Source organism: Chryseobacterium sp. HR92 (assembly GCF_045689405.1).
GTDB lineage: Bacteria > Bacteroidota > Bacteroidia > Flavobacteriales > Weeksellaceae > Chryseobacterium > Chryseobacterium viscerum_A.
The window spans coordinates 3,154,171-3,168,102 of the sequence record NZ_CP139139.1 but is presented as its reverse complement, the minus strand read 5'-3'; the positions used below and the strand labels follow the sequence as shown (position 1 = coordinate 3,168,102).

The 13,932-nt window shown below is 37.1% G+C and carries 8 protein-coding genes; 6 read left to right on the top strand and 2 right to left on the bottom strand.

The genetic code is table 11. The features are described from left to right. The first annotated feature begins 138 nt into the window (after positions 1–138). From SFA27_RS14180 to SFA27_RS14155, 6 genes are all read left to right on the top strand, one after another. Complete coding sequence (locus SFA27_RS14180; protein ID WP_407292930.1) at positions 139–3,177, top strand: SusC/RagA family TonB-linked outer membrane protein; 3,039 nt, start codon at positions 139–141, stop codon at positions 3,175–3,177. A 19-nt stretch (positions 3,178–3,196) separates the two neighbouring features. Next, the gene (locus SFA27_RS14175) at positions 3,197–5,275 is read left to right on the top strand and encodes a RagB/SusD family nutrient uptake outer membrane protein (protein WP_407292928.1); all 2,079 of its coding nucleotides are present in this window, start codon (positions 3,197–3,199) and stop codon (positions 5,273–5,275) included. Positions 5,276–5,493: 218 nt separating this feature from the next. Further along, positions 5,494–7,596: a bifunctional aldolase/short-chain dehydrogenase gene (locus tag SFA27_RS14170; RefSeq protein ID WP_264518235.1), complete on the top strand. Its 2,103-nt coding sequence runs from the start codon at positions 5,494–5,496 to the stop codon at positions 7,594–7,596. 224 nt (positions 7,597–7,820) lie between these two features. Continuing rightward, complete coding sequence (locus SFA27_RS14165; RefSeq protein WP_264518234.1) at positions 7,821–9,101, top strand: TIM barrel protein; 1,281 nt, start codon at positions 7,821–7,823, stop codon at positions 9,099–9,101. A 347-nt stretch (positions 9,102–9,448) separates the two neighbouring features. Continuing rightward, positions 9,449–10,834 (top strand): FGGY-family carbohydrate kinase, encoded by a 1,386-nt coding sequence (locus SFA27_RS14160; protein WP_407292925.1) that lies wholly within the window; start codon positions 9,449–9,451, stop codon positions 10,832–10,834. 3 nt (positions 10,835–10,837) lie between these two features. Continuing rightward, positions 10,838–11,986 carry an alpha-hydroxy-acid oxidizing protein gene (locus SFA27_RS14155; RefSeq protein ID WP_407292923.1) on the top strand — a complete coding sequence of 383 codons (1,149 nt, stop codon included), beginning with the start codon at positions 10,838–10,840 and terminating at the stop codon, positions 11,984–11,986. A gap of 344 nt (positions 11,987–12,330) precedes the next feature. Here SFA27_RS14155 and SFA27_RS14150 read toward each other — a convergent pair whose 3' ends face one another. Together SFA27_RS14150 and SFA27_RS14145 are read right to left on the bottom strand one after the other, a co-directional pair. Continuing rightward, positions 12,331–12,783, bottom strand: a complete 453-nt coding sequence (locus tag SFA27_RS14150; protein WP_407292921.1) for a nuclear transport factor 2 family protein — start codon at positions 12,781–12,783, stop codon at positions 12,331–12,333. Between the two features lie 86 nt (positions 12,784–12,869). Continuing rightward, on the bottom strand, positions 12,870–13,916 hold the full coding sequence (locus SFA27_RS14145; protein ID WP_213278846.1) for a winged helix-turn-helix domain-containing protein: 1,047 nt from the start codon (positions 13,914–13,916) through the stop codon (positions 12,870–12,872). Positions 13,917–13,932: the final 16 nt, after the last annotated feature.

Sequence of the window (13,932 nt, the reverse complement as noted above, 5' to 3'; positions counted from 1 at the left end):
AATTGTTTTGTTGTTTATTTTAAAATATAACTTAAATATCGTGGCTGATTGTGGTAAATCGTTAATATTTAAATACAGGATATTGCAGGATGCCCGGATTTTTGTAACGGTGTATTTTGGTAACATAAAAATTAACATATGTCTTTAATAGTTAAACATAAAAATATAAAGCGAATCGTCTTTCCGGCATTTATGCTTTCAACAAGTTTTGTCTGGGGGCAAAAGACGGTAAATGATTCTGTGAAAAACACAAAAGATATTGAGGAAGTGGTTGTTATCGGTTATGGTAAAGTTAAAAAGTCAGACTTAACAGGATCTGTTTCTTCAGTTTCTGCAAAAGATTTGGCAGCTACACCGGCAATGAATGCTTTACAGGCGCTGCAGGGAAGAGCATCAGGTCTGAATATCGTAACAGCAGGTGGTGCTCCGGGTGCCAATGCCAACGTTACGATCAGAGGTGGTTCCTCCATAACTCAAAGTTCCGATCCGCTGTATATTGTAGACGGGTTCCAATTGGATAACGCTTTGAATGTGATTAATCCCAATGATATTGAAAGTATCGATGTACTGAAAGGTGCTTCTGCCATTGCCATTTACGGAGCTCGTGGTTCCAACGGTATTATTGTTATTAAAACTAAAAGTGGGAAGAAAGGAAAAACGACTATCACCTACAATACTTTCATGTCATTTGATATGCTTTCAAAGAAACTGGATATGCTCTCCAATGTGGAACAATATGTAAAGTATCAGTACGAATTGGGAGTTCTTCAGTCTAAACCATCAGCGTGGAGTAATGTTTTTGATAATAATCTGGGAACCGATGCACCGGGATTCTATTCCGGAGCCAATCAGAGAATTGCCAATCGCTACGGATCTGCTTCTGCATTAGATTGGCAGGAAAAAATGCTGGGAGGAACGGGATTAACTCAGAACCACAACGTAAACGTTTCTGTAGGAAATAATAAGACACAGGCATTCATCAGTTATAATTACAATAAACAGGATGGTTTGCTTCAAAACTATAGTGAGACAAGGAATTCATTACGTGCCAATATCAATTCAGAATTGTATAAAGGGGTAAGAGTAGATTTCAATACCATGTTTACGAACAATTCTGTAAACGGTGGAGGAGCTTATTCAGGAATGAAAAAAATTCTTCTTCAGCCTATTACCGGTGGTACATTATTTACCCAGGATCATTTGTTCAACACTCAGACTTTCCCGGATTTTTCAGCGCTGGACTCTGGTTTCGATACAGAAAACCCATACATAGAAACCCAGGCTTCAACTTCAAACAAGCGTACCAGAACATTCGTAGCCAATGCAGGTATCGAATTTGACTTTCTGAAAAACTTCACATGGAGAACTGCCGGACAATATAGCTGGATAAACAGCAAATCAACATCATTTTCAGATCAAAACTCCCGTGCGTTCCTCACAGATCCTGTAAACACAGGGATCAATGGCAATATCGCCAATGCAGAAACATTCCGTTATCAGATCACGAATACTTTGAATTATAATAAAACGTTGGGTGAAAAACATAAACTAAATGCTTTAATAGGGAACGAAATCTGGTATGAAGAATCCGAGGGAAGCAGCATGAAACTTACAAAATTCCCATATCCTAATTTCGGACTGGATGATATTGCCAACGCAACGGTTGCCGATAAAAATACAGATAGATCAAGCAACAGCTTACTTTCCTATTTTGCCCGGGTAAATTATAATTATGATAATCGCTATTTAATTACAGGAACAATACGTGCGGATGGTTCTTCAAAATTTGCAGAAGGATCCCGCTGGGGGTATTTTCCATCTGTAGCAGGTGCATGGCGTGTTTCTCAGGAAAATTTCTGGCAGGGTCATAAGATTGATAAAATCGTTAATGATTTTAAATTAAGAATTGAATATGGAGTAACAGGTAACAATGGTGTCTCCAATAACTTATGGAGAACCAATGTTTTGCTTACAGATTATCCAATAAACAATACTCAGGGATATCCGGCATACGTTACCAGTACAAACTGGGGAAATCGTGATCTTCAGTGGGAAGAGCTGAGAACTACCAATATTGGTGTAGATCTGGCGTTTTTCAATAGCAGAATTAAATTGACTTCCGAATGGTATCATAATAACGTAAGCAAAATGCTTTTCGAAAGTGTACTTCCCGTTTCTTCAGGATATTCGAGACAGTACCAGAATATCGGTTCTATGAGAAACAGAGGGATGGAATTCACATTAAATACGGTGAATGTAAAATCCGGAAACTTCAGATGGACGACAGATCTTAATATCTCTTTTAACAAATCTAAAGTTCTTTCTCTTGAGAACGGACAACTGAATAAAACATTCAGTGTAGGAGGCAGCAGAACGGGAATGGTGACCTACTATGCAACGGTAGGAGAAGAACTGGGAGATATGTACGGGTATATTTATCAGGGAGTTTACACTACGGATGACTTTACCCAAAATTCGGACGGATCTTTAACCTTAAAGCCGGGCGTTGTAAAACCTGCAACCGGAACTCCTAAACCGGGCGATATGAAATTTGCTGCTGATAATGAATCAGGAGATCAGTTTACAAGAAAAATGCAGAAGATCGGAAACGGTACTCCGGACTTTATCGGAGGAATCAGTAATAATTTCTCTTACAAAGGTTTTGACCTGGCTGTATTTATGAAATTTAGCGTTGGAAATGATATTTATAATGCCACTAAACAAAGCTTAAGCCCATATGCGATGTTCCAGAATGTTCCTTCAGAATTCGGGAATAATTATTATCATCTGATTGATCCTAATACGGGGCTAGCAACAACCAATTTAGTAAGATTAAAAGAACTGAATCCAAACGAAGACTCAAGCCTTTGGAGTTTAAGCAATACAAATACTTCAAATATTGCCTACCCATCATCATACTATGTAGAAGACGGTTCTTATCTGAGAATTGCCCAGGTGACATTAGGATATTCTTTTCCTAAAGAATTTTTGAATAAAGTAATGTTGTCCAATGCCCGCATCTATTTTACTGTTAACAATTTAGCAACAATTACAGGGTATTCAGGTTATGACCCTGAAGTTTCTGCAGCAAGCGGGGTGACTGTTACACCTGGGTACGACAGTTCTACGTATCCCCGTTCGAGAAGCTATGTTCTTGGCCTTAATTTAACTTTTTAATGATGTAATATTTAAAATCATGAAAAATATATATAATACTCCCATGTTTCTAAGAAAATTAGTCATTCTTCCCTCAATTTTCGTTGCTGTTTTAGCGATGAATTCATGCAGTGACGATTTTCTGGATCAACCCGCTTACAATTCATTGGATACAGAATCCGTATTTAAAAATATAGATACTGCAGAAATGTTTGTTCTGGGTTGTTACAGAGGTATAGTTCCAACAGAAATGTATTATCAGTTAGGAGCCGGAGACACAGTAACCCATTCTTCAGAAGATGGCTCTACCAATAATTCCAAATATAATATTGCCAACTATCAATATGATGCATATACCCCCAATACGGTAACAGGAATTTACTCTGCGATGTATACCGTTATTGAAAGAACAAATATTGCAGTCAGCGGATTAAGCAAAATGGAAGCAAGCCCAAAACGTGATGCTTTATTAGCTGAAGTTAAGGCCATCCGTGCATTTTGTTATTATAATTTAATTCGTGTTTACGGAGACGTTCCTTCAGTTTTTAAACCTTTGGATGAGATGGATCCGAATGACCCGAATACATTGTATCCAAAACGTACTTCAAGAGACGAAATTTATGATCATATCATTGCTGATCTTCAGGAATCCGTAGTCAACGTTCCAGGTTTTGGACAAAGTGGATATGCAACAACAGAACGTTTAACAAAACATGCAGTGAATGCCCTATTGGCAAGAATTGCTCTTTACGCAGCAGGATATTCCCTTCGTTGGGATCTGAATACCGGAAGTGGAGCCATGATGTCGCGCCGTAGTGATAACAGCAGAATTCAGGAGTTGTATCAGATTGCGGATAATGCCTGTGCGGCTATTATTAACGGAGGAAGCAATTCTTTGGTTCAGGCTCAGGGCGGTAAAAGTGGTTTTGAAGCCTTGTGGTTCAATTTCTGCCAAAGGAAATTTTCAGTCACAAACTCTGAGATTCTTTGGCAGGTTGCAGAATACGGGGCAAATACAAACTCAGCTTTCGGAGTCTACGCTAATGAAGGGTCTCGTGGAGGAACGTATGGATCTAGAAAGGCATTGCAATTCATTCTTCCTAGTTATTATTTGTCTTTTAATCAGGGAGATACACGTAGGGACGTTTCTTGTACTTCTTACAGTGTATATTTCTTAAACAATGGTAATGCAAGTGACACCTGGGTGAATGCCGGAACTACATATTCATGTATCCTGTCAGGTAAATTCAGAATGGGATGGTGTATTGCGCCCCAGGCTGCAGACGCCCGTAATTTAAATATTCCTGTTTTAAGATATGCAGATGTTTTATTAATGTATGCAGAAACTCAGAACTATCTAAACGGCGGACCTACCGCTGCAGGAACCACTGCTTTAATGCAGGTAAGAAACCGTGCAGGAATTGGTTCTGTACCTGCTCCGTCTGGTCAGCAGGCATTTGAAGCCGCTATTGTTCAGGAACGTAAATGGGAATTTGCAGGAGAGTTTAATCTTCGTACAGACTTGATTCGTATGAATCGTTTGGCAAGCGAAATTGATGCAACAAAACAAGCGATGAAAAACCTTTCAAACAAAACGGGAGCCTATGCAAATACACCTGTTTACAGACTTTATAAGCTGGAAAAAAATGCACAGATTTATGGTGATCCGTTTTTAGCATTAAAATATATTGATATTACGAACCCTGCAGAAATTGTAGTAATTACTAATGTTCCCACAAGTTCTGCAGGCTTTGAGAATTATCAGACCGCATTACGAGATATTGCAGTAGCACACGGACAAACCACTACAACAGATGATAAATGGTATCCTGCGAATATGTTCCAGGCTTATAACAGTACATTTAACAGCAATGCAAAAAGGACAGCCGGATTTATCGGAGCTGCTGCAGGCCAGCTTCAGATCGGTAGTATCATCTATACCAAACCAACCGGTTCAGCTGAAAACGGAGGAACGTATCCAAACTGGATAGAAGGTGGAGGAGACGGCCTTTTCTATGGATTTGTACCGAATAAAACAGAATTGCTGCCTTTTGCAGCACAGGCGGCAGGTCATCCGTTAGTTGATAATCCAAATCTGTCTCAGCTTCCCGGATATTAATCAAATTAACCTCAAAGTATATTTTAAACCAATCTTTTTAATCACAAAATAGTAATTATAAATATCCTCAGCCGGATTGTTTTATAAAGATAAATTGACTGACAAGAATTTAAACATTAATTTATCTTTAAATACAGTATTTACCAGTATAGTACGGGATGCTGTAAAAAATATTACAGTCTAATTTTGGATAGAAATTCAGAAATATAAGTAAACCAATGGAAAAAGTAAAAACATTCAAATACGTAGACTATTTATGGGATGAAAGCAAAGCAGCATCTTTCGGAAATGATCAGGTGGCTTTATTTTTATACCGCTCAAACATATTAGGGGCAGATTTAAGAATTACCAATTACGGAGGAGGTAATACAAGCTGCAAAACCATCGAAAAAGATCCCTTAACTAACGAAGATGTTGAGGTGATGTGGGTGAAAGGCTCGGGTGGTGACATCGGAACACTAACAAGAAAAGGGATTGCCGGATTATACACAGAAAGATTAAGAAACCTGAAAAATGTGTACCAGGGATTAGCAGATGAGGATAGAATGGTGGGCTTATTCAATCACTGTATTTTTGATCTGGACAGTAAAGCACCTTCCATTGATACACCTTTACATGGTTTACTTCCATTCAAACACATCGACCACCTTCATCCGGATGCTTTAATTGCGGTAGCTGCCGCAAAAGACAGCGAAAAAATTACAAAAGAAATCTGGGGTGATACAATGGGCTGGGTTCCATGGCAGCGTCCGGGTTTCGACTTAGGATTACAATTGGAAAAATGTTTAAATGATAATCCCGGAATCAGAGGAATTGTTTTAGGAAGCCACGGATTATTTACCTGGGGTGATACTTCTTATGAATGTTACATCAACAGCTTGGAAGTTATCGAAATGGCTTCTGAATATATTGCTGGAAAAATCGAAGAAAAAGGACAGGTTTTCGGTGGTCAAAAAGTAGAATCTCTTCAAGCTGATGAGCGCAAGAATAAAGCAGCTCAGTTGATGCCGTTGTTACGTGGTCTGGCTTCTTCCGAAAGCAGAATGATAGGTCACTTTACAGACAGTGATGTGGTTCTGGAATATATAAACAGTAATGATTTGGAGCGTTTAGCACCACTTGGAACTTCCTGTCCGGATCACTTTTTAAGAACTAAGATTCAACCATTAGTTTTAACTCTAGATAAAAATGAAGATTTAAGTGATTCTAAAGCTATTTTAGAAAAATTAACTCCTCTTTTCCAACAATACAGACAAGAGTACAAAGCATATTACGAAAACTGTAAACACCCGAACAGCCCTGCGATGCGTGATCCGAATCCCGTGATTATCATTTATCCGGGAGTAGGAATGTTCAGTTTCTCAAAAGATAAACAGACTACCCGTGTAGCTAGCGAATTTTACGTCAATGCAATCAACGTAATGCGTGGAGCAGAGGCTATTTCAGAATATACCTCATTACCAAGACAGGAAGCTTTTGATATTGAATATTGGCTGCTTGAAGAAGCGAAACTGCAAAGAATGCCTAAAGAAAAGCCATTGTCAAGAAAAATTGCTGTTGTTACAGGAGCTGGAGGTGGAATAGGGCAGGCTATTGCTGACAAAATGATTCAGGAAGGTGCAGTCGTTGTTTTTACAGACCTGAATAAGGAAGCTTTAGATTCTGTTACAGAAAAATACAGCAAGGATCAGGCTGTAGCAGTTACTTGTGACGTAACCAATGAAGAGGCTATTGCTAATGCTTTTAAAGACACAGTTTTAGCGTTCGGTGGAGTAGATATCATTGTTCATTCTGCTGGCTTGGCGATTTCCAAATCCTTGGAAGATACCACTACAAAAGACTGGGATTTATTGGAAAATGTTTTGGTGAAAGGTCAGTTTTTGATGGTTAAAAATGGGGTGGAGATCATGAAAAAGCAAGGCTTGGGAGGAGATATCATTAATATTGCAAGTAAAAACGGATTGGTTGCCGGCCCAAATAACGTGGCATATGGAACTGCAAAAGCTGCTCAACAGCATATGACAAGATTATTGGCAGCAGAGTTGGCAACAGATAAAATCCGAGTAAATGTTGTAAATCCTGACGGGGTAATTGTAGGGAGTAAAATCTGGGAAGGATCCTGGGCAGAAGGCCGTGCAAAAGCAAACGGAATTTCTGTTGAAGAACTGCCTGCATTTTACGCAAAGAGAAATTTATTAAACGAAATTATCCTTCCTGAAGATATTGCAAACGGAGTTTTTGCATGCGTTGCTATTTTAGATAAAACCACAGGAAACATCATCAATGTAGATGGAGGGATGGCAAATGCTTTCCCAAGATAACAGATTAAAAACAGTACCCACAAAAGCGTTTTTTGACACTTAAGTTTATTAAGTTAACTATAAAAATGTAAAAAAGAGCACCTAAGTTTTTTGAAAATCTTTGATTTTCTTCTTATATGGACTTTTTATTTTCATTGATTTAAACTTTTTAAAAGCTTAAGTGTTCTAAAGTGTTTAAAAATAAAAAGCTTTTGTATCTATAAATCAATTCAAAAAATCAAAGCATGATTATAGGAAAAGATATCATTGAACAATATAACAAAACAGAAATTGAAAACTTTACGACAGATTTCGATTTTCTACAAAATAAATTAACAAAATCAGGAGCTAATGTTGCTGAGATTGTCAACAAAATTGCTGATTTCCAGGTGGCTATTCCGAGCTGGGCTTTAGGAGCGGGAGGAACCCGTTTTGGAAGATTTTCTTATGGTGGTGAGCCTTCTTCTTTAGAGCAAAAATTAGATGATGTAGGTTTAATTCATACTTTAACACATTCTGCAGGAGCTGTTTCATTACACATTCCATGGGATATTCCAACTGATGTGAAGGCCATTAAAGAAGTAGCTGCATCTCACGGACTTGTTTTAGATGCCATGAATTCTAATACATTCCAGGATCAGGCAGGCGCTAAACACTCTTATAAATTCGGTTCTTTGAACGCTGTGAACGAAGATTCAAGAGCCTATGCCGTAGAACACAACAAAGAAGTGATCAGGATAGGAAAAGAATTAGATTCAAAAAGCTTAACGGTTTGGCTGGCGGACGGAGCAAGTTTTCCGGGACAATTGAATTTTCAGACAGCATTGTCAAACACAGAGAAAAGTTTAAAAGAAATCTATGCAGAAATGCCTGAAGACTGGAAACTTTTCATTGAATACAAGCCTTACGAACCGAATTTTTATTCAACAACCATTCAGGATTGGGGAACTTCGTTTATGTTGGCAAATGCTTGTGGTGAGAGAGCTTATACGTTGGTAGATTTAGGCCATCATCTACCGAATACCAATATTGAGCAGATTGTTGCAACCTTGATGTACAAAGGAAAATTAGGAGGTTTCCACTTCAACGATAGCAAATATGGGGATGATGACTTAACGGTAGGTTCCATTAAGCCTTATGCTTTATTCTTGATTTTCAATGAATTGGTATACGGAATGGAAAATAATCCTCAAAACCCTTATCCGGCCTGGATGATCGATGCAAGCCATAATATTAAAGATCCGTTGGAAGATTTATTACAGTCTCTGGAAGCTATCCTAATTGCTTATGCACAGGCACTTTTGGTTGATCAGAAAGCATTAAAAACAGCTCAGCTGAATAATGATGTCGTTGGTGCGCAGGATATTTTGCAAAACGCCTACAGAACAGATGTTCGTCCATTATTAAGAGCTGCAAGATTGCAGAAAGGTGCTGCTTTAGATCCGATCGCAGCTTACAGGAGTTTAAAGGTGAGAGAAAATTTAATTATTGAAAGAGGCCTAGAAACCAAAGCAACGGGATTATAAAACCCTTTTTTAAAATTGATAATTTCAACTTTTGAGTGCAATCGAAAGTTTTTATTATATGTATCCTTATATTTTTATCATTAAGGTTGAAAGTGTTTGGAGGTAGGATCTTGCTTTTTGCTGCTTAAGAAATAAGTGGATTTTTTCTTAATTCATCGTATCATCTGAACACTCCTTAATGGTGTTTCAATAACTAAATTTAAAATTATTGAAACACGAATCAAATATCACAAATCAGCATTGTGACATTTGTGAAGATAGTAGCGTCACTTGTGTTAAAACAAAAAAAATAAATTGCTTTGCCGCTTCGTTGTTGCAATGACAAAAAATAAAAATTCATCCCAGAAATGTCTAAAAAAAAGGTAACCATTGTATTTGATATTGGAAAGACCAATAAAAAGTTCTTTTTATTCGATAAGAATTATAAAGAAGTTGTCCGGGAATATACAGAATTACCACTCATTACTGATGAAGATAATTATCCTGCGGAAGACCTTTCAGCCTTGCAGCATTGGATAAAAGATAATTTTAATGCCATTCTTGATCATCAAGAATATGAAGTAAAAGCCATCAATTTTTCCACATATGGAGCAAGTTTTGTGCATCTGGATCAGAAAGGAAATGTTCTGACTCCATTGTACAATTACACCAAACCGATGGATGAGGAAATTCTTGATTTATTTTATGAAAAGCATGGAAGCAAACAGAAAATTGCCCGTGAAACAGCATCACCCCAGGCTGGAATGCTTAATTCAGGTCTGCAATTATTCTGGCTGAAATATAAGCATCCGGAAATATTCAGAAAAATCCGTCACAGCCTTCATTTACCTCAATATTTATCGTATTTGTTTACCGGAATTTGTGTGTCGGAATTTACTTCAATAGGCTGTCACACCAATTTGTGGGATTACGACAAAGCTGACTATCACGACTGGGTGTATGAAGAAGAAATAGACGCTTTATTACCACCAATTGTGCCGACTTCTGCGAGTATCAATACTTCTTACAGAAATAAAAAAATTAAAATCGGTGTTGGGATTCACGACAGTTCTTCAGCGTTATTACCTTATATTTTAAGCAAAAAAGAACCGTTTTTACTTCTCTCAACGGGAACCTGGAGTATTTCGTTAAATCCTTTTAATGATGAAAGCCTAATTGATGAAGATATAGAAAATAATTGCCTGAATTACATGCGAATTGATGGGAAACGTGTAAAAGCATCCCGTTTTTTCATGGGAAATGAATACAAAATCCAGATTGAAAAACTATGTGCTTATTACGGAAAAGAATATGGTTTCCACAGAGAAGTGCAGTTTGATCAGGATTTGTATTTGCGCTTAATGAAAAATAAAAATATCTATTTTCGCTTTGAAGGAATTATTTTAAAACGAAAAATGATCAGTGAAACAGATTTAAAATCATTCACTACTTTTGAAGAAGCATATCATCAATTAATGATAGAACTGATGGATTTACAGATTCATACCATCAAAAATGCAATCGGAAATTCAGATATCGAAAACATTTATATCGATGGCGGATTCACTGATAATGACGTATTTATGAAGCTTATGTCTCATCATTTTCAGCATTACAATGTGATGTCTACACATTCTCCGCTGGGTTCTGCATTGGGAGCTTCCATGGTGATTTCGAACAAAAAAATAGACGAAACTTTTTTACAGCAGCATTATCAGATGAAAGTGCTTCAACCGTTAATTCTTAATTTATAAAACATGGCATTTCCATTTGATACCCGTTACGCTTCGCTTGAACTTTTAATCGAAAAGGCAAAAAAAAGAATGCCCCGTTTCGCTTTCGAATACCTGGATGGCGGTTGCAATGAAAACATAAACCGGGACAGAAATACGAGCGAACTAAGAGAAGTTCTTCTTCGTCCACGTTATCTGAATAATTACAGTGAAACCAACATGGAAACTGAATTGTTTGGAGTAAAATATTCTGCGCCTTTCGGAATTTCTCCCGTTGGGTTACAGGGACTGATGTGGCCCAATGCTCCCGAAATTTTGGCAAAAGCTGCTTTTAAACATAATATTCCCTTCATATTAAGTACAGTTACAACAAGCAGTCTTGAAAGAATTTCCGAATTAACAGAGGGAAAAGCCTGGTATCAATTATACCATCCGAAAGAAGAATGGCTGCGCGATGATATTCTCGACCGTTGTGAAGCTTCCGGATACGATGTACTTGTTGTTTTGGCTGATGTTCCGACTTTTGGATACAGAGCAAAAGAAATAAGAAATGGCTTATCAATGCCGCCTCAAATTAATTTCCGAAATGTTTCCCAGGCTTTGGTAAAGCCGCAATGGTGTTTAGAGATGCTGAAACATGGTGTTCCGAGTTTTGCAACGATGAATAAGTATATGGATAAAAATATGAATGTGAAACAGCTAGGACAGTTTATGAATTCTACCTTTTCCGGCAGATTGAATTCAGACAGAATCAAGGCGATTCGTGACAAATGGAAAGGAAAATTAGTCATTAAAGGTGTCGCTTCAGACGAAGATGCCGCAGAAGCAGTTCGTTTAGGTTTCGACGGAATGATTATTTCCAATCATGGCGGAAGACAGCTTGATGCGGGTGAATCTACGATTGCTGTAGTGAAAGAAATCAGCGAAAAATATAAAGGTCAGATCAAAATTATGATGGACAGTGGTGTAAGAACCGGCCCGGATGTTGCCCGCGCTTTAAGTTGTGGTGCTGAATTTACCTTTATGGGAAGGACTTTCATGTATGCAATAGGAGCTTTAGGTGACAAAGGCGGTGACCATATTATTGAAATGCTTAAAATGCAGTTCAGACAGGTGATGGAACAGGTTTGCTGTGAAAAACCGGAAGATTTGCAAAACTTCAGAGTGAAATAAAATCTTTAAGGTTATATTAATATTCAATTGGAACGGGCTTTAGCCCGTTTTTCATTGTAACAGATTCTTATTGACTTTAGTCAAAATGTAAAATTCTGTTTGCGGATTCCAAAATATTTTTAAACGAAGATTTAAAATAGTAAAATGCATTATTTAAGGAAGCAAAGTATTGCAACAAAGTTGCTGATGAAGTTAGCTTTATTAGAATCAATTTATTGATTCCATTCTTTGCTCACTTACAATAGGCAGTATGATAAATAAAACTTTGAGTTAAAAAAATGACCACTTCAAAATAAAAATTCGCAAAGACAGCTTTGCGAATTTTTTTATGATAATTTGAAAATTTATTTCTTCTTTTCAGCCTTCACCGCCTTCACCGCCTGTCTCGCCAATAGCTTCCAGTCATTTTTTACTTTTACCCAAACCAATAAGATATCCAGCGTCACATCTCCTGGTGCTTTTCCGGCATCAGCAGTCGTTGCATAAAAATGATGACGGACAATGGCTGTATTACCAACAATACTTACTGTTTGATTGGTAATATTAATCGTTACAAAATCAGACTTTTTGCTGGCCAGTTTTTCTACAAATTCCCTGGCATCATCAATATGGCCTCCTGAATGTCCGTAAGTTAATTCCGGCAGGATTAAAGATTCTAAATCAGATTTTTCTCCGCTTATCATCGCTAATCTGAACTTTTCGGCAACAGCATTTACAGCCTCCTTATCACTTATTTTCTGTGCTGAAATACTTATTGCCATCATAAAACCAATGGCAAAAATTAATTTTTTAATCATAATTGAATAATATATTTTGATAGTATTTAAAAGTGTTTTTATTCTAAATTCGAAAGTATAATTCGTGTAATCGATTGCATAACTATTTATAAAGAATCTCTCTGAATAAACTTAAATACGTTATTCACAGATTCTTTTTTATTTTTCAGAATCATATAGGCAGCAGATTCTCCCATAGCTTTAAAATCTGTAGTAATTACCGTAATTCCCAGTAGTTCTTTAAGAGGCGTTTCATTATAGGAAATAATTCCGATGTCTTTGCCTAGTTCAAGGTTTTTCTGTCGGATTTGCTTAACCAGGTTCACCAGATCCCGTTCCCGAATCGTGATGAAAATATCTTTATCCTGCAATTCCATATCGGGATAAATTTCGTCAAGAATTTCATAATCCAGTGTAAAATCTTTACAAAACTTCTCAAAACCCCGTACAATACGGAAAGGGTAGGGATGAATGGATTTGTCGGGATACACTAAAATTATCTTCTCGTATTTCTTTATTTTGTCTAAACCTTCCTTTAAAGCATTATAAATATCATGCTCGAAATCCTGAAAAATAGAGCCGTATTCTCCGGAAATATTAGGCTTGGTATTGTCTAACAACAGCAACTTGTTTTTCGGGATCTGTTCAATCATATCTAAAACCTGCTGTGTTGAGCTGGTATGTTTAGACTGTTCGTCACGGAAATGGGGCATAATCACGTAATAGTCAAATCCGCCAAGATTCTTTTTTAAAGAATTAATGAAAAGTGTTTCGTCACAGTGGTAAATATACATCTCAATATTGCCTTTGGTACCGATTGCATTGACGAAATAATTATAAATCATCATTTTATAAGTACTCGGTTTGTTGATCAGGAAGAAAATATTGATCACATCATTTTTATTAATCCGTGAAATATAATATCCTTTTCCTTTTACAGATTCGATGATTTGTCTTTTCCGGAGTTCTTTATACGCTTTTTCTACCGTATCTCTTGAAAGAAAGCACGACTCGCTGAGTTCATTTATAGAAGGGATTTTCTCACCAATCTTAATCTCTCCGCTATCAATTCCATTGAGAATAGAATCTACAATCTGTTTATATTTAGGAACTCTGGAATGCTCATTGATTATTATTTCAAATGTTTCTGCCATGATGTTAAAGTAGGAG

Bases quoted from the DNA above. Each gene is read 5' to 3' on its own strand.
- SFA27_RS14180 (WP_407292930.1), top strand. From the start codon at position 139: ATGTCTTTAATAGTTAAACATAAAAATATAAAGCGAATCGTCTTTCCG.
- SFA27_RS14175 (WP_407292928.1), top strand. From the start codon at position 3,197: ATGAAAAATATATATAATACTCCCATGTTTCTAAGAAAATTAGTCATT.
- SFA27_RS14170 (WP_264518235.1), top strand. From the start codon at position 5,494: ATGGAAAAAGTAAAAACATTCAAATACGTAGACTATTTATGGGATGAA.
- SFA27_RS14165 (WP_264518234.1), top strand. From the start codon at position 7,821: ATGATTATAGGAAAAGATATCATTGAACAATATAACAAAACAGAAATT.
- SFA27_RS14160 (WP_407292925.1), top strand. From the start codon at position 9,449: ATGTCTAAAAAAAAGGTAACCATTGTATTTGATATTGGAAAGACCAAT.
- SFA27_RS14155 (WP_407292923.1), top strand. From the start codon at position 10,838: ATGGCATTTCCATTTGATACCCGTTACGCTTCGCTTGAACTTTTAATC.
- SFA27_RS14150 (WP_407292921.1), bottom strand. From the start codon at position 12,783: ATGATTAAAAAATTAATTTTTGCCATTGGTTTTATGATGGCAATAAGT.
- SFA27_RS14145 (WP_213278846.1), bottom strand. From the start codon at position 13,916: ATGGCAGAAACATTTGAAATAATAATCAATGAGCATTCCAGAGTTCCT.